Origin of the sequence: Halopseudomonas sp., assembly GCF_047631575.1 — a bacterium.
In the GTDB taxonomy this organism is placed as follows: Bacteria; Pseudomonadota; Gammaproteobacteria; order Pseudomonadales; family Pseudomonadaceae; genus Halopseudomonas.
Genome location: NZ_JBLIAB010000003.1, coordinates 14,541 through 31,100, shown reverse-complemented (window position 1 = coordinate 31,100; position 16,560 = coordinate 14,541). Strand labels below are relative to the sequence as shown.

18 protein-coding genes are annotated in these 16,560 nt (G+C 56.6%); 12 read left to right on the top strand and 6 right to left on the bottom strand.

Going from position 1 to position 16,560, the window contains the following annotated elements; genetic code table 11:
- The first annotated feature begins 21 nt into the window (after positions 1 to 21).
- The 9 genes from ACJAXR_RS06850 to ACJAXR_RS06810 all read left to right on the top strand — a co-directional run bounded on the left by ACJAXR_RS06850 (position 22) and on the right by ACJAXR_RS06810 (position 7,819).
- Positions 22 to 210, top strand: coding sequence for a TIGR02450 family Trp-rich protein (locus ACJAXR_RS06850; protein WP_415057880.1), 189 nt, complete (start codon positions 22 to 24; stop codon positions 208 to 210).
- Between the two features lie 154 nt (positions 211 to 364).
- On the top strand, positions 365 to 1,255 hold the full coding sequence (locus tag ACJAXR_RS06845) for a MerR family transcriptional regulator (RefSeq protein ID WP_415057515.1): 891 nt from the start codon (positions 365 to 367) through the stop codon (positions 1,253 to 1,255).
- Complete coding sequence (gene phrB / locus ACJAXR_RS06840) at positions 1,252 to 2,685, top strand: deoxyribodipyrimidine photo-lyase (protein ID WP_415057514.1); 1,434 nt, start codon at positions 1,252 to 1,254, stop codon at positions 2,683 to 2,685. Before ACJAXR_RS06845 ends, phrB begins: the two co-directional genes overlap by 4 nt.
- Entirely contained in the window at positions 2,682 to 3,110 is a 429-nt protein-coding gene (locus tag ACJAXR_RS06835) for a nuclear transport factor 2 family protein (RefSeq protein ID WP_415057513.1), read from the top strand. The genes phrB and ACJAXR_RS06835 overlap by 4 nt, the downstream gene beginning before the upstream one ends.
- Positions 3,107 to 3,880 (top strand): SDR family NAD(P)-dependent oxidoreductase, encoded by a 774-nt coding sequence (locus tag ACJAXR_RS06830; RefSeq protein ID WP_415057512.1) that lies wholly within the window; start codon positions 3,107 to 3,109, stop codon positions 3,878 to 3,880. Before ACJAXR_RS06835 ends, ACJAXR_RS06830 begins: the two co-directional genes overlap by 4 nt.
- Complete coding sequence (locus tag ACJAXR_RS06825) at positions 3,880 to 5,127, top strand: NAD(P)/FAD-dependent oxidoreductase (protein ID WP_415057511.1); 1,248 nt, start codon at positions 3,880 to 3,882, stop codon at positions 5,125 to 5,127. Before ACJAXR_RS06830 ends, ACJAXR_RS06825 begins: the two co-directional genes overlap by 1 nt.
- A complete protein-coding gene (locus tag ACJAXR_RS06820) occupies positions 5,127 to 5,945 on the top strand; it encodes a DUF1365 domain-containing protein (protein WP_415057510.1) in 819 nt (272 codons plus the stop codon). The genes ACJAXR_RS06825 and ACJAXR_RS06820 overlap by 1 nt, the downstream gene beginning before the upstream one ends.
- 49 nt (positions 5,946 to 5,994) lie before the next feature.
- The gene (locus ACJAXR_RS06815) at positions 5,995 to 7,275 is read left to right on the top strand and encodes a class I SAM-dependent methyltransferase (RefSeq protein ID WP_415057879.1); all 1,281 of its coding nucleotides are present in this window, start codon (positions 5,995 to 5,997) and stop codon (positions 7,273 to 7,275) included.
- A 19-nt stretch (positions 7,276 to 7,294) separates the two neighbouring features.
- Positions 7,295 to 7,819 (top strand): DUF2878 domain-containing protein, encoded by a 525-nt coding sequence (locus ACJAXR_RS06810; protein WP_415057878.1) that lies wholly within the window; start codon positions 7,295 to 7,297, stop codon positions 7,817 to 7,819.
- Positions 7,820 to 7,856: 37 nt separating this feature from the next.
- Here the strand turns inward: ACJAXR_RS06810 and ACJAXR_RS06805 are convergent, their stop codons facing one another.
- From ACJAXR_RS06805 to hemA, 6 genes are all read right to left on the bottom strand, one after another.
- Positions 7,857 to 8,384, bottom strand: a complete 528-nt coding sequence (locus tag ACJAXR_RS06805) for an acyloxyacyl hydrolase (RefSeq protein WP_415057509.1) — start codon at positions 8,382 to 8,384, stop codon at positions 7,857 to 7,859.
- A 67-nt stretch (positions 8,385 to 8,451) separates the two neighbouring features.
- Positions 8,452 to 9,240 (bottom strand): glutamate racemase, encoded by a 789-nt coding sequence (gene murI, locus ACJAXR_RS06800; RefSeq protein ID WP_415057508.1) that lies wholly within the window; start codon positions 9,238 to 9,240, stop codon positions 8,452 to 8,454.
- A 3-nt stretch (positions 9,241 to 9,243) separates the two neighbouring features.
- Positions 9,244 to 9,996: a molybdopterin-synthase adenylyltransferase MoeB gene (locus ACJAXR_RS06795; protein ID WP_415057507.1), complete on the bottom strand. Its 753-nt coding sequence runs from the start codon at positions 9,994 to 9,996 to the stop codon at positions 9,244 to 9,246.
- Entirely contained in the window at positions 9,989 to 10,819 is an 831-nt protein-coding gene (gene prmC / locus ACJAXR_RS06790; protein WP_415057506.1) for a peptide chain release factor N(5)-glutamine methyltransferase, read from the bottom strand. The genes ACJAXR_RS06795 and prmC overlap by 8 nt, the downstream gene beginning before the upstream one ends.
- Positions 10,819 to 11,904 carry a peptide chain release factor 1 gene (gene prfA, locus ACJAXR_RS06785; protein ID WP_415057505.1) on the bottom strand — a complete coding sequence of 362 codons (1,086 nt, stop codon included), beginning with the start codon at positions 11,902 to 11,904 and terminating at the stop codon, positions 10,819 to 10,821. Before prfA ends, prmC begins: the two co-directional genes overlap by 1 nt.
- Positions 11,901 to 13,178, bottom strand: coding sequence for a glutamyl-tRNA reductase (hemA, locus tag ACJAXR_RS06780; RefSeq protein ID WP_415057504.1), 1,278 nt, complete (start codon positions 13,176 to 13,178; stop codon positions 11,901 to 11,903). The genes prfA and hemA overlap by 4 nt, the downstream gene beginning before the upstream one ends.
- A 133-nt stretch (positions 13,179 to 13,311) precedes the next feature.
- Between hemA and ACJAXR_RS06775 the strand changes: the two genes are divergently transcribed.
- Genes ACJAXR_RS06775 through ispE form a run of 3 tightly spaced genes read left to right on the top strand, consistent with a single transcriptional unit; the run spans position 13,312 to position 16,553 of the window.
- On the top strand, positions 13,312 to 15,051 hold the full coding sequence (locus ACJAXR_RS06775; protein ID WP_415057503.1) for a tetratricopeptide repeat protein: 1,740 nt from the start codon (positions 13,312 to 13,314) through the stop codon (positions 15,049 to 15,051).
- A gap of 3 nt (positions 15,052 to 15,054) precedes the next feature.
- Positions 15,055 to 15,672 (top strand): lipoprotein insertase outer membrane protein LolB, encoded by a 618-nt coding sequence (gene lolB / locus ACJAXR_RS06770; protein WP_415057502.1) that lies wholly within the window; start codon positions 15,055 to 15,057, stop codon positions 15,670 to 15,672.
- Positions 15,669 to 16,553 carry a 4-(cytidine 5'-diphospho)-2-C-methyl-D-erythritol kinase gene (gene ispE, locus ACJAXR_RS06765; protein WP_415057501.1) on the top strand — a complete coding sequence of 295 codons (885 nt, stop codon included), beginning with the start codon at positions 15,669 to 15,671 and terminating at the stop codon, positions 16,551 to 16,553. The genes lolB and ispE overlap by 4 nt, the downstream gene beginning before the upstream one ends.
- Positions 16,554 to 16,560: the final 7 nt, after the last annotated feature.

Sequence of the window (16,560 nt, the reverse complement as noted above, 5' to 3'; positions counted from 1 at the left end):
CGGATCAATCCGCAAAAATTGATGTTTTCCAAATGGACTGCGACCAGTCCACAGCGCAGGGAAAAACATTTTATTGTGATTGATTGCCAGCGTGACGAGTGTAACAACATTGTGGCGGTCGAGATTGAAGCGGTACTCACCCGACGCTGCGAGGTACTGCCTTGCCAGCGAATGCAAGATCCTAAGCAGTGGCTCATGGGCTGGCGGTAAGAGACAGTTAGTCACAAATACTTGTACAAATTTGGAAGTTATGTACACTCATTCCTATACAGAAAATAAAGACTGTACAAGGAGAGTGTGACATGTTCGCGTTACCCTACTTGCTCGCTTCTTCCGCAGACAGAGCTAATACAAGGGCATTGGCATGATGGCTGAGGCGATGCTCCCGATCCGCGAAGCGTGCCGCGTTACCGGTGTCAACCCGGTAACGTTGCGCGCCTGGGAGCGACGTTACGGTTTAATTACGCCCCATAGAACCAGTAAGGGCCATCGCCTCTATACTGAAGATAACATCAGGCAGATTCAGGATATATTGCTCTGGCTGAGCCGCGGCGTCACGGTCAGCCAAGTCAAGCCACTGCTCGACAGCCCTGTTCCGTTGGATAATGATACGTCCTCCCCATGGGGATCGATGCGACAGAGTTTTGTTCGGGCTATAACCGTGTTCGACATTACGGGGCTTAATCAACAGCTTGATCGCGCCTTCAGGTTATATACTACGACCGAGCTATGCATCAACCTGCTCGAGCCCGTATTGCTGCAATTGCAGCAGCGTTGGCAAGGCCAGTTTGGCAGCCAATTGGAAGAAGTGTTCTGTCATACCTGGTTACGCACCCGACTGGCGGCAACGCTCGACAAGGGGAACGCAACTGCACAGGGTAGCCCCGTTATTCTTGCAAGCCTCTCTGGAGAACATTGCGAGATGGGGCTGTGGCTTCTTGCCATTATGCTAAGTGCTGATGGGTACCGGGTCGAGATGCTGGAATGGGAAATACCCGCCAGCGAACTTTCCCTGATCAGCGATCAACGCCTGCCAATAGCCCTAGTGCTGTTCAGCAGTCAGGCATTGTCTGCGGCGCAACTGCGCCGACAGCTACCCCGTCTTGGCCGCCACTTGCCAGACATCCTAATGATGGCAGGGCCTGCAGCAATGATTCATGCTGACGAATTAGACCAGCTATCCATTCCTACACTCCCCGAGCGTGCTACGCTCGCCTATCCCGTTTTGATAGAGCGGTTGAGGGTCATGTCATGAGCCGAACTCAACTCTTTTGGATCCGCAATGACTTGCGGATCCACGATAACCATGCACTGTGGCACGCTCGCCAGCAGGGTCGTGTAGTGGCGGTGTGCGTACTGACACCCAGTAGTTGGCAAGAACATAACGATGCGCCGATAAAAATCGATTTTTGGATGCGCAATTTAAAGGAGCTTTATGTTCAACTCGCCAGCCTGGGCATCCCCCTTAAGATTCGCATGCTCGAGCATTTTGTCGATGCTCCTCAGGCATTACTCGACGTCGCCGGCGAAGTCGGCGCGGAGACTATTTTCTTCAATGATGAGTACGGTATCCACGAGCAGCAACGCGATGATGCTGTAGCTGAATGTTTCGCTGATGCCGGACTGGCATGCCGCCGCTTTACCGACCAGATTCTGTTCGAACCCGGCTCCCTGCTCACCCAGAATGGCACCATGTACAAGGTGTATAGCCAGTTTCGCAAACTCGCCAGCATGCGTTTGCATGATCACCTGCCCGCGTGTTTGCCTGCTCCGTCAGCGCAGGAGTCATCTGCCAACGTCAAGTCAGATCCGCTGCCGGACGCGTTGCCGCAGTTTAAGTCTGTTTCTCGCGAACAGCAGGCATTATGGCCCGCGGGCGAAGCAGCCGCAGCCGCGCGAGTTACCCTGTTTGCCGAAGAGATACTGTTCGATTACAAGGAGACGCGCGACCTTCCTGCCATCGACGGTACTAGCAGGCTTTCGGCTTATCTCGTCTGCGGCGTGATTTCCCCGCGTCAGTGCCTGCATGCTGCCCTCGCAGTCAATCAGGGTGAGCTCGACAGCGGTAACCCCGGAGCTGTCACCTGGATAAACGAGCTGCTCTGGCGCGAATTCTACAAACACATTTTGGTCTGCTATCCGCGGGTTTCACGTCACCGTGCTTTTCGTCCCGAAACCGAGGATGTGCCCTGGCGCGACGATCCTGCTGCTCTGAGAGCCTGGCAGCAAGGTCAAACTGGCATCCCCATCGTTGACGCGGCAATGCGTCAGCTACTGAGTACCGGCTGGATGCACAACCGCCTGCGAATGATCAGCGCGATGTTTCTAACCAAAAACCTGCTGATCGACTGGCGCGAGGGTGAGCGTTGGTTTATGCGCCATCTGATTGATGGCGACCTCGCTGCGAATAATGGTGGCTGGCAATGGAGCGCATCAACCGGCACCGACTCGGCACCCTACTTCCGCGTATTCAATCCGGCCACCCAGTCCAGCCGTTTCGATCCCGAGGGCGCATTTATCCGTACCTGGGTCCCAGAACTGCGCAGCCTGGATGCACGCCAGATCCACCAGCCCCCGGCCGGCGATCTATTTTCTGCCATCGATTATCCACGACCCATCGTCGACCTGAAAGAAACCCGCAAACGCGCAATCGATGTTTTCAAGACCTTGGGAGCACAGACATGAACGCTGATTTCCCGCAACGCTTTGCCGAAATATTCGCGAGCCTGAACAAGACCAACCTGCATCGCCTAGCTGAGATTTATACCGAAGCCGTGCATTTTACTGATCCCCTGCACGACATACAGGGAATCGAGCCCATGCAAACCTACTTCGACCAGCTGTATAGCAATATCGATGATCTGCAATTCGAATTTCATCAGTGCCAACTGGTCACCGAAGGCCAGGGCCTTCTGCGCTGGACTATGACCTACCGTCATCCGCGCCTGGCCAGAGGCAATTCAATCAGTGTTGAAGGTTGTAGCTGCATCTTTTTCCAGGAAGGGCGCGTATATCGACATATCGACTACTTCGACGCTGGGGCCCTGCTCTACGAGCATGTTCCGTTACTAGGCACCGCTATTCGATGGTTAAAAGGGAGACTCGCATGAATACGCGTAAACGTATCTGGTTGACCGGCGCATCAAGCGGCATAGGCAAGGCCATGGCTGAGAAACTTGCAGCCCAGGGGCATCTCCTAGCACTAAGCGCGCGTAGGGCTGAACCCCTGCAGGAGATATCAGAGCGCTTTCCAGGACAGATTACTGTGTTGCCAGTAGACATGACCGATGCTGCAGCGGTCAGCGCAGTCGGTCAAGCGATCAGCCAGCAATGGGGCGCCCTGGACTGGGCGATATTCAACGCTGGCACCTGCGAATATGTGGATGTTGCCCAGTTCGAAGCGGCCATGTTTCAGCGCGTGATGGAAACCAATGTGCTGGGTACCGCCAATTGCATAGAAGCAGCCTTGCCACTTCTGCGCAAAGGAGAGCAACCGCGTCTGGTCGGGGTAGGTAGCAGCGTTACATTCTGTCCCCTGCCGCGATCCGAAGCCTATGGTGCATCCAAGGCGGCTCTGCGCTACCTGTTTCAGTCTCTGGAGCTGGATCTTGCTGCCTGGGGTATCGGGGTCAGCCTGGTTAGCCCAGGATTTGTCGATACCCCCCTGACCGCCGGTAACGACTTTTCTATGCCAATGCAGGTAGGAAGCGACAAGGCTGCCGATATCATCATCCGCGGAATCGAAAAAGGTAAGCGCGAAATCAGCTTCCCTGGCCCATTTATCGCGGTACTCAAGTTGATCGGATCGCTGCCCGGGGCGCTACGTTTCGCATTGACCAAGGGAATGGCACGCACCGAAACATCGGAGAGTAAATCCTGATGCGTATCGCCATTATCGGTTCGGGCATCTCTGGCCTGGTATGCGCACACCAGCTGACGCGTAATAACGAGGTTGCGATATTCGAGGCCGCCGATTGGATTGGTGGCCACACCCATACCGTGGACGTCGACGTCGACGGGGAACAACATGCCGTCGATACCGGATTTATTGTATTCAACGACTGGACCTACCCTAACTTCATCAAATTGATGGATCAGCTGGGTGTTGCTTCGCGTCCGACCGAAATGAGCTTTTCGGTAAACCAGCCCTCCTCTGGACTGGAATACAACGGCAATACTCTAAACAGTTTATTTGCCCAAAGGAGCAATCTGATTTCCCCAGGATTCATCGGCATGGTCCGAGATATTCTGCGTTTCAATCGCGAGGCCATGGCGGACCTCGACAAGAACCGCATAGAGGCGGATCTCACGCTCGGCGAATACCTGCAAACCAAAGGCTATGGACAACGCTTCATCGATCATTACATCATTCCGATGGGCGCTGCGATCTGGTCGATGTCTCTGGCCGATATGCTGGCATTCCCACTGCAGTTTTTCGTCCGGTTTTTTCGTAACCACGGGCTACTGTCGATCAGCGACAGGCCTCAGTGGCGCGTTATCGAGGGTGGTTCACGGTCTTATATCGATCCGCTCACAGCCAGCTTCCGCGAAGCCATACACCTTAACTGCGCGGTAACCCAGGTCATCCGCGATACGCAAGGCGTGACAGTAGTCAGCTCGCGGGGTGAGGAGCGCTTCGACCGCGTTATTTTCGCCTGCCATAGCGATCAGGCGCTAAAATTGCTGGTGCAGCCCACTGAGCAGGAGCAATCCATTCTTGGTGCGATCGGCTACGCCGACAACGACGTGGTGCTGCACACCGATACCCGCCTCTTACCCAAGCGCAAGCTGGCCTGGGCAAGCTGGAATTATCGCTTGGGCGATGATCGTCAACAGTCAGCGGCGGTCACCTACAACATGAATATCCTGCAGGGTATCGAGTCTGCGACCACCTTTTGTGTCAGCCTCAACCAGACCGACAAGATCGACCCGGCGAAGATCCTCCGGCGCTTCACCTACGCCCACCCGCAGTTCAGTCTTGAAGCGGCAGAAGCCCAGGCACGCTGGAGCGAGCTTTCCGGCGCTAACAACACCTACTATTGCGGCGCCTATTGGGCCAATGGTTTCCATGAAGACGGCGTAGTCAGCGCATTACGCGTCACCTCCGCGCTCGGCGAGGCGTTTTGATGACCCTCAACAGCGCTCTGTACAGCGGTGTTATCCGCCATCGCAGACATGCCCCGCGCAAACACGCATTTCGTTACCGCATCAGCATGCTGTGGCTCGACCTGGCAGAGCAGCCACAAGTATTCGGTTTGAGCAGCCTGTGGTCAGGTCGTTGGTGGTCGCCCATGCGCTTTCGTGAATGCGACTACCTGAGCAAACATCGGCGCCATAATGAGCCACTCGCAGACTCCGCGCGACGTTTGGTGAGTGAGGAACTGGATCTTAAAATCGACGGCCCCGTCCGTATTCTGACCCAAGTGCGCAGTTTCGGCATGTTGTTCAATCCTGTTTCTTTTTACTACTGCCATGACCAGGACGATCAATTACGCGCGATCATCGCCGAAGTGTCCAACACGCCTTGGCGAGACCGCTTCTGCTACGTGATGCGCACCGATCCGGGCCAAGCAGCGCAGCAGTTTGAGCTAAGCAAGGCTTTTCACGTTTCACCCTTCCTGCCTCCGGAACTGACGTACCGTATGCGTTTCACGCGTCCTGCAGATACGTTACTGGTCCACATGGAAGACTGGCAGGGCGATACCCGGCTGTTCGATGCGACGCTGACACTCAACCGTCACCCACTTGACCGGCACTTGCTTCGCAGTGAAGCCTTGTCCTTCCCCTTTATGGTCGGCAAGACTGTTATTGGCATCTATTGGCAAGCGTTTTTGCTGGCACTCAAGCGCACCCCTTTCTTCAGTCATATTGCCCCACGGCACAACGCCGTAGGCACTACCGCCATTCAGGCAAAGGAGCATTGCGATGAAAACCAACAGGCCTGATTTGGCTGCCTGCTGTGACTCGGCCAAGTCGGATGTCCGCGAGCGGACGATGGCACTGCTGGGCGACACTCGCAGTATAGGAGCGGAAGACAAAACCCGCCGCAGCTGGGTAGTCCGGCTGAGCCGCACTCTGGTGCTGAAACAGCTCGCAGCGATCCGTCGGGGCACAATTACCATCCATGACGGCGATGAGATTCTGCAGTTCGGACAGCCAGATACCGATGGACTGCACGCAGAAATCCATGTTAATGACCACGCCGCCTATCCGATGATAGCCGGCAACGGCAGTATTGGTTCTGGCGAAGCTTACATCCACGGCTTCTGGACCACGCCTGAGCTGACCGCTGTAACCAAAATATTTGTGCGCAACCTGGATGTCCTCGATGGCATGGAAAAGGGTCTGGCCCGTCTTGGGCGTCCCGCTCTCAAAATCCTCCACTGGTTCAATCGCAATACGCTTTCCGGTTCACGGCGTAATATCCAGGCCCACTATGACCTGGGTAATGATCTGTTCGAGAATTTTCTCGACCCGACCATGATGTATTCGGCCGCCATCTTCCCACCCAAAAGCGATAGTCTAGAGCAGGGCCAGCTGCACAAGCTGGAACGCATCTGCCGCAAACTCGAGCTAACCGCGGACGACCACCTGCTGGAAATCGGCACCGGTTGGGGCAGCATGGCCATTTACGCTGCCCAGCATTACGGCTGCAGGGTCACCACCACCACTTTGTCTAAGGAGCAACTGACATATGCCCGTGCCAAAGTCGAGGAACTGGGGCTAGAGGATCGTGTGACGTTACTGCTGCAGGATTATCGAGAGCTTACTGGTACGTATGACAAGCTCGTCTCCATCGAGATGGTTGAGGCGGTGGGGCACGAGTACTTCCGGACGTACTTCAAGACCTGTGCGGATCTGCTCAAGCCACACGGCATGATGTTGCTGCAGGCAATCACCATCCGCGACCAACGCTACGAACAGGCAAAGGGTGCTGTCGATTTTATTCAGCGCTACATATTTCCCGGCGGATCCCTGCCCTCGGTGAGCCTGATTGGCGAATTGACGCGCAAACATACCGATCTGTCGATGCTGCATCTGGAAGATATCGGTAGCCACTACGCACGCACGCTGCGCTACTGGCACGAGAACCTCAAGACCGCTCGCAGCCACTTGGAACAGCTAGGGTATGATGATTACTTCTTCCGCTTGTGGGAATTCTATCTGTGTTACTGCGAAGGCGGTTTCGTGGAAAGATCGATCGGTACGGCGCAGATTCTGCTAACCAAGCCCGACGCTCGCCCGCAACTGAATCTGTTCAGCCTCGGAGCCTGACATGTCCCTGGATACACCTTTGCACAAGCTGATAGCCAACGCAGTGCTTTTCCAGATCGGCTGGTTCGCCTGCGTGCTCGGCGGCACCGGACCCTGGCTTCTGGTGCCTGCGGCCATACTGTGCGTGCATTTCTTCTGGATCAGCTCATGGGCTGCAGAAGGTAAACTAGTCGTCACCGTCGTCCTCGCCGGCTCCGCAATCGACTCTTTCCTCCTGCAGACTGGCGTATTCGAATTCCCGGGCGATTCGCTCATCGTACCACTCTGGCTGGCTGCGCTCTGGGCAATGCTCGCTACCACTCTTAATCATTGCCTGGACTGGACTGCACGCCGCGTATGGCTGGCTAGCCTGCTAGGCGCTGTGTCAGGTCCCCTATCTTATTTCGCAGGGGCGACGCTGTCAGACGTACGATTGCCGCTAGAACAACTGACGACCCTTGCAATCTTGGTCACCGTCTGGGCTGTCGTATTCCCACTGCTGCACGGATTTGCTCACATCTACCGGCAGCAATGGTTGATAAAGCAAATGGCCAACAAACGCTGAGCGACTACCTCAAGCCGTTTCTCGGATTTACACTCGCTCAGATCGCCAATCGGTAGTACAGCGCAACCTTGTTGATGCCCTGGTTAGGATCCTTTATACCGGCATTCGAGTAGTGATATGCGCGCACGCCGGCCTGGGAGCCAGCATTAAATCTCAGGCCCGCACCGATCATATCCTCAAACTGGAAAGCCGAACCCAGATCCCGTCCGGCACCTTCCAGATCGGTTTCCGAGAACCACGCAGCGCCAATACCCGCCTCGAGGAACGGAATGGCGCCGCCGCCCTGACCGAAACGTAACTGAAATACCGGTGTGATCGATACGGACGTCGCGTCTTCGCTGTCCCAGCGGGTGACACCCGCATCCCAGTAGCCGTGGAGACCGATGCTCCCAGAGTCGCTTTGCCACAGCGGCTGGCCAAAATCGAACTGCATCCCCAAGCGATAGACCATTTCCGAATCGGACGTCTGCCCAAGTTCAGCGGTCAGCCCCGTCCCGGCCAATGCCGGTTGCAACGTCAACGCGCCTAGCATGGCCGAGCCAATCCACAGATTGATTTTTTTCATCATTATTTCCTAGATAATTTCTGGATATTGACGCCTGCCCACAGCGCTGGCCCTCAACTTCGTCACCTCAGAACGGCAACAGTTCCACCTCTCCACTCTCACCCCAGAGAACCGGCAACACCCTGCCCAGAGCCTGAGGATCACCACTAGACCAGAAACGAGAGACTCGAGCCGGTCCTGCAGCCTCTAGGGATAAGTCGATCAACCGGGCCTGTAACTGCCTGGCAACAGCGGCACCGGTATCGATCAGCGCCACTTTCGCAGGCAATATTGATTCCAGTGCGCGCCTTAAAAAAGGGTAATGCGTACAACCGAGGATCAGTGTATCGCAACCCGCTTCCAGTAAAGGCCGAGTATAGTCCTGCAGTAGCGCATGCACCCGAGGGCTTTCAAGCTCTCCCTGCTCAATATATTCGACCAGTCCGGGACAAGGCTGAGTAACGACCTTGACCGTTCCGGCAAAGCGATCAAGTAGCGCAGCGAATCGGGCGCTCCGCAATGTACCCGTGGTTGCTAGGACGCCCACTACGCCGCTGCGGGTCGCCCGTGCCGCAGGCTTGACTGCGGGCTCCATACCAATAATCGGGATAGCATAATGTTCGCGCAGATCAGCCACCGCAGCTGCGGTCGCCGTATTGCAGGCAACGACTAGTGCCTTGGCGCCCTGATCGAGCAAAAAGGCGGTGATCCTGCGGCTACGTTCGCGTATCTCTTCGGGACTTTTTTCGCCATACGGAACGTGACCGCTATCAGCTACGTACAACAGCGACTCATTCGGCAATGCCCGGCGTATCTCCCCAAGCACCGACAATCCGCCAACCCCCGAATCGAATACTCCAATCGGCGCGTTATCCATCCTCTACTCCGCCACTGGTGCGCAGCACCTGCAGGCAGGATCTCGTCGCACACGCATTTCGCGGAAACGGCTACCCAGCGCGTCCACCAATAGTAGGCGACCGATCATCGGTTCGCCGAAACCGGCCAGCAGTTTGAGTGCCTCAAGGGCCTGCAAGCTACCGATCAAACCAACCAAAGGTCCAATAACACCCGCTTCGCTGCAGCTCAAGACAGTTTCTTCGCCGCTGCCATAAAGGCACTCATAACAGGGGCTATCGTCACGTCGGGAATCGAATACGCTAAGCTGGCCCTCAAGCCGAATCGCGGCGCCGGACACCAAAGGACGGCGTAGACAGACGCAGGCAGCGTTAACCGCCTGACGCGTAGCAAAGTTGTCACAGCAGTCCATAACCAGGTCGACATTAGCGACTGCTTTGATCAGCTCTTCTCCAGCCAGTGCTCGAGGCAGCTGCAGTATCTCGACCTCGGGGTTGAGCGCACGCACGCTGTCGGTCGCGGACTCGACCTTCGATCGGCCCACATCAGCTGTCTGGTGGATTATCTGACGCTGCAGATTAGTCAGATCCACCTCGTCATGATCCGCCAGCACCAGAGTTCCAACGCCAGCGGCAGCAAGGTACAGAGCGACGGGCGCACCCAGCCCGCCCAGCCCAACAATTAATACCCGGCTATCAAGAAGACGCTGCTGGCCGTCAATGTCGAGCTGCGGCAGCAGTATCTGTCGGCTATAACGAAGCAGTTGCTGGTCATCCACGCCACTGCCCCCCACTTATCCGTTGCTGCCCGGCCAAATCTTGCCAGGAGCGCGTCTGGTGAAACCCTCTATCTTCCAGCAACGCAACAACAGCGTTTGCCTGCTGCCAGCCGTGCTCAAGCAGGAGCCAACTATCGCGTTTGAGAAACGCCGGGGCTTGTTGAACAATATGGCAAATCGCATCCAGCCCGTCCGCACCACTGACCAACGCGCTGGCCGGCTCATAACGCACATCGCCACGCAGCAGATGAGGATCATCGGCGCTGATGTACGGCGGATTGGAAACGATCAAGTCAAAGGGCTCGGTGTCCAGAGCGAAAAACCAGTCGCTGGTCATGATATGCACATTATTCAGCCGCAAACGTTTACGATTACTGTCCGCCAGGGCTACCGCAGCAGGCACCAGATCGGTGGCAATGACATCCCATAACGGACGTTCGCAAGCCAGCGCTAATGCCACTGCGCCGGTACCCGTGCCCAGATCCAGCACACGAGCTCTGCCCTGGGGACCCAGTTCCAGCGCCAGCTCGACCAGACGTTCGGTGTCGGGTCGGGGTATCAAGGTCGTGTTATTGACCTGCAGGTCCAGACTCCAGAACCCTTGCTCGCCAAGCAGGTAGGCAATCGGCTCACCGGCCCGTCGACGCGCCATCAAAGCATTAAAAAGCTCAAGCTGCGACGGCGGCAATGAGTGCTCCGGCCAGGTGCGCAGGAAACTACGCGGTTTCTGCAGCACATGTGCCAGCAGCAATTCAGCATCCAAGGCGCAGCTGGGTGACTCTGGCAGGTCCGCTTGCGCCAGCAACTGTGCAACCGTCGGCATCAGATGTGTTCCAGCGCGGCCAGCTGGTCAGCCTGATACTCGCGTAACAGCGGATCAATGACCTGATCCAGGTTGCCCTGGATCACATCATCCAGGCTATACAGCGTCAGGTTGATCCGGTGGTCGGTCATCCTGCCCTGCGGGAAGTTGTATGTGCGTATTCGCTCTGAGCGGTCACCCGAGCCGACCAGTGAACGCCGCGTATCGGACATCTCTTTTTCATGCGCTTCACGCTGCACGTTATCCAGACGCGATTGCAACAGACTCATCGCCCGGGCACGATTCTTGTGCTGGGAGCGCTCCTCCTGGCATTCGACCACAATCCCGGACGGCAGGTGTGTCAACCGGATCGCTGAATCGGTCTTGTTAACATGCTGACCGCCCGCGCCCGAGGACCGATAAGTATCGACCCGCAGGTCTCCGGCATTGATCTCGATCTGCGCCTGCTCATCGAGCTCCGGCATGATCGCGACCGTGCAGGCCGACGTGTGGATTCGACCCTGGGATTCGGTTTCCGGTACGCGTTGCACCCGGTGGGCACCCGACTCGAACTTGAGTCGTGAGTAGACGTTCTGTCCCTCAACCCGGGCAATGACTTCTTTAAAGCCGCCATGCTCGCCCGAGCTCTCGGAGAGAATTTCAATACGCCAGCCCTGACGTTCGGCATATTTGCCGTACATGCGAAACAGGTCTCCGGCAAAAATGGCCGCCTCGTCCCCGCCGGTACCCGCACGCACCTCAAGGAACACGTTGCGCTCGTCGTTAGGGTCCTTAGGCAGCAGCAGAAAGTTCAATCGCTCCTCCAGCTCCTCGAGCCGGCTGCTGCACTGAGCCGCATCTTCTTCGGCCATTTCGCGCAGATCCGGGTCAGTATCTTTTAGCAGGCTGCGCGCCTCATCGAGATCGGCGCGAACTTTTTGCCAATCGATATAGCACGCAATGGTGGCGTCCAGCTCGGCGTACTCCTTGGAATAAGCCCGGAAGCGCTTCTGATCACTGATCACCTCCGCGTCGCTGAGCATCGCCGAGAGTTCCTCGAAACGCTCCTGCATGATATCCAGGCGGTTCAACAAAGATGCTTTCATGGTTCGCCTTGTATGGTGGTTACGTCGTCAAGCGCGAACAGCTCCTGGGCCAGCACCAGGGCTTCAGCCCGACCCTCAGCCGTCATCTGCTTGAGCTGGACACTGGGATCGTGCAGTAGTTTGTTGGTGAGCGCGCGAGCCATTTCCGCCATCACCACAGAGGGATCAGCTCCGCGATCCAGTCGAGCCTGCGCCTTGGCCAGCTCCTGATCACGCAACGTCTCCGCCTTGACCCGATAGCGGCGCAGGACATCCACAGCCGCCAGCGCACGCAAACGCTGCATGAATTCAGCTGTGCCCAAAAGGATCATCCGCTCCGCAGCCTCAGCCGCATCCTGACGCGAACGCAAATTATCTTCAATGACCTCATGCAGATCGTCGACGGAGTACAGGTAAACGTCTGCCAGGTCACCGACCTCCGGCTCGATATCACGCGGTACCGCGATATCGACCATGAACATCGGCTTGCGGCGACGCTGTTTGAGCGCGCGCTCTACCGCGCCTTTACCGAGAATCGGCAAGGGACTGGCAGTAGAGCTGATAACGATATCGCACTGGCTCAAGAAATCAGGTATCTGGTTTAGAACGATTGCCTGGCCTCCCAGGGGACCGCTGAGCAGCTCGGCGCGTTCGAGGGTGCGGTTTGCAACAATAATACGACCCACCCCCTGCTCGAACAGATGCCGTGCCACCAGCGCAATGGTCTCCCCGGCGCCAATCAACAAGGCGGTGCTACGCCGCAGGTCGGAAAATATCTGCTTGGCCAGACTTACTGCGGCGAAGGCCACAGACACCGGGTTTTCGCCGATCGCGGTATCGGTACGGACCTGCTTGGCGGTATTGAACGTGCTCTGAAAAAGACGATCCAAATAAGGGCCTAGCGTTCCGGCGCTACGAGCCGATTGCCATGCATCCTTCATCTGGCCGAAAATCTGCGGTTCACCTAGCACCATCGAATCCAGACCCGCAGCAACCCGCATCATGTGCCCAACCGCGTTCTCGTTGCTATGCTGATAACTGCAGGCTCGTAGCTCCTCGACCGGCATACCGTGAAACCGCGCGAACCAGGCCAATATGACTTCGCCGTCCAAACGATCCTGAGAACAGTATATTTCGGTTCGATTGCAGGTCGAGAGAATAGCCACTTCCTGGGTCATGGTCTCATCGCGCAGACTATGCAGCGCACCCGCCAGCTGTTCAGGGGCGAACGCCAGGCGCTCACGCACACCGACTGCGGCCGTTCTGTGATTGATCCCGAATGCGAGGAAGCCCATGGTGTCCCGTTTAGTTAAACATTGCGTGCAATTGTCCTATGTATGCCAGTGCCGATCAATTCCCTTGGGCCGGTGGGTTTGCAACAGATCCTGTGTCATGATGAACACCTTGCTGAACACCATCAGAGTCCCCATGAGCGCAACCACCAAGGCTGTTTTCCTTCGATCCCTGCTGCCCTGCTTCGTGGCCTTGGCCCTGGCCGGCTGTGCCACGACCAGCCCACCGGTCACAGTACCTCCACCGACCCCAGTGGCGGCTGTCGCACAACCGGAAAAACCCAAGGTAGTATATGGTCAGTTTGCCAAAGACACGCTTTATGATTTGCTCACCGCGGAAATTGCCGGCCAGCGCGACCGGTACGACATTGCCCTGAACAATTATTTGATCCAAGCTCAAAACACGCGCGACCCGGGCGTAGTAGAACGTGCGATGCGAGTGGCCGAGTTTCTTGGGGCTCATCAGCCGGCTCTCGAGATGGCCACGCTCTGGACCCAGGTGGATGCCAACAATCCGGAAGCCTTTCGTGCTGCGGCACTTCACCTAGCCCGAGCTGGCGAGCATGAGCGGGCCATGCTCGCAATGCAACAGGTCCTGCGAATGCAGGGCGAGACCCATTTCGACTTTCTTGCTCTGGCGGCAGCGCAAACCGACGAGCCCACTCGCGCTGCCATGCTTAAAAGCATCAGCCAGTTGCTCTCGAGCAATCCGGACAACGCCCAACTGGTATTCGCAAAGGCCTTGTTGTTGCAACAAGGTGGTGATGATGAAGCCGCACTCGCTGTGCTCAATCAACATCCGCACGCAGCCAGACAGCCAGCGGCCCTGATGCTGCATGGACGCGTACTCGCTGCGCGCGGTCAAACCCAAGAAGCAATAGAAATGTTGCAACAGGGCCTGACCGACCATCCCGGCGATACTCGCATGCGTTTGCTGCTTGCCAGACTGTTGGTATCAAGCGGTGATCTGAACGCAGCCAGCCAGCAATTTTCCACACTGATTGAACAAAATCCCCACGACACCGATCTACTGCTGTCTCTGGCTCTGGTCCATCTCGAAAACGATCAGTTCACCGAAGCCGCCAGCTACCTTGAGCAGCTCATACAAACAGATCCGCAGAATGATACCGCGCTCTATCATCTCGGCATCGCATACTATGAACTGGAACGCTACGAAGCCGCGTTGCAAGCCTGGCTTCAGGTTCAAGCCGGCCGTGAGTTTCTTGGCTCACGTTTGCAAATCAGCCAACTGCTGGCAGAGCAGAAACGACTCGACGAGCTGGCGCAGATCATGCTGACCGAGCGCGCGGCCAATCCAGACGTTGCATTGCCATTGTATCTAATTGAAATCGAAATCCTGGGTACACATGATCAACAAGCTGCACAGGAACGCCTTAGTGATGCGCTACGCCAGTTCGAGTCTGACACCAGCCTGCTCTACGCCCGCGCCATGCTCGCAGAGCAAAGGGCTGACAATGCAGCCATGGAACGTGATCTGCGCCGAATCATTGAGCTCGAGCCGGACAACGCGATGGTCTTGAATGCCCTCGGGTACACGCTTGCCGACCATAATGAAAAGCTGGATGAAGCACTGGCTATGATAGAACGTGCCGCAGTTCTGGAGCCGGAAGACCCCGCTATTACCGATAGTCTGGGCTGGGTTCACTATCGCTTGGGCAATCTCGAGCTAGCAGAAACATTCCTGCGCCAAGCCTACGCCAGCTTTCCTGACGCGGAAGTTGCCGCCCACCTTGGCGAAGTACTTTGGATGCGCGGCAAGCGTAAAGAAGCCCGCCGTATCTGGGAAGAAGCCTTGAAGGACAGCCCCGAGAACGAGCTCATTCGTTCAACCCGTCAACGAATGGAAATTAACTGATCCATGTGCCAGTTGCGTCCTGTTTTTATCATTCTGCTGCTCTCTCTGCTCGCAGGCTGCACCAGCCTGCATCAGCGTGAAACCCTTGACTTAGGTGGTGACGGCGCCGCTTGGCAGGCTCACCGCGCGACTCTAGAGCCCATACAAAGCTGGACCTTGCAGGGCAAAATCGGAGTGCGCTCCCCACAGGAATCAGGCAGCGGCACATTGACGTGGGTTCAACAACAGGACAAGTACGATATACGCATTTCCGGCCCTCTCGGCCGCGGCGCGACCCGCCTACAGGGTAGCCAGCAGGGCGTTGTGCTGGATATGGCTGGCCAGCCCACCATGCAGGCCCTCTCGGCCGAAGCCCTGCTGGAACAGCAAACTGGCTGGCGCCTGCCGGTTGAACACCTGCTCTGGTGGGTACGCGGCTTGCCGGCGCCCGATAGTGCCAGTCGTCTGCAGCTCGATTCACAAAGTCGATTGGCGCGACTTGCCCAGGCAGGATGGACGCTTGAGTACAGCCGTTACCAGGAAGTGAATGGCTTGCAATTACCGCAACGCCTTCAACTATCAGCCGACAACATCCTGCTTACGCTGGTTATTACGCAGTGGAATCTGCCGGAGCAACCGTGAATCCAGTTTCCACCTATGGTTCGCCCCCCCTATTCGACCACGAACTAAGCCTCCCCGCACCAGCCAAACTCAATCTGTTCCTGCACATTACTGGCCGCCGCCCAGATGGCTATCACACGCTGCAGACGCTGTTTCAATTCATCAATATTTGCGACACCTTGCATTTCACCCTGCGCAACGACGGCCAGCTTAATCTACGCAGCACGCTGACCGGAGTCGCTGCCGAGGACAACCTGATCATGCGCGCTGCACGACTCCTCCAGCAGGCTAGCAGCAGCCCCATGGGAGCGGACATCCGACTGGACAAGCGTCTGCCGATGGGCGGCGGTATGGGTGGCGGCAGCTCTGATGCCGCTACTACACTGGTCGGTCTCAATCATCTGTGGCAAACCGGCCTGAGCCTGGAACAACTGGCCGTACTGGGCCTGTCACTGGGCGCAGACGTGCCCGTCTTTGTGCTCGGCCAGGCTGCCTGGGCGGAAGGCGTCGGCGAAAAGCTTACTCCCGTCAGCCTTGAAGAACCCTGGTATCTGGTCGTTGTGCCGGACTGTCAGGTGAGTACAGCACAGATTTTTTCGGATGAGAGGTTGACGCGTGACACCCAGCCCATTACATTAGCGGCCTTCTGTGACCGCGGCGGTCGTAATGATTGTTTGTCGGTTGTAGAAGCGTGTTACCCGGAAATACGTAACACATTGATCTTGCTTAACAATTATTGTGAAGCTAAGATGACTGGAACTGGCAGTTGTGTGTTTGGGGCCTTCCCAAACGAACGTGAAGCTGATAAAGTTCGCGCCCGGTTGCCAACCAATCTGCAAACCTTTGTTGCACGCGGCTGTAACGTTTCACCGTTACATCGAATGCTCTACAAAGCAGCGTAATAGGATG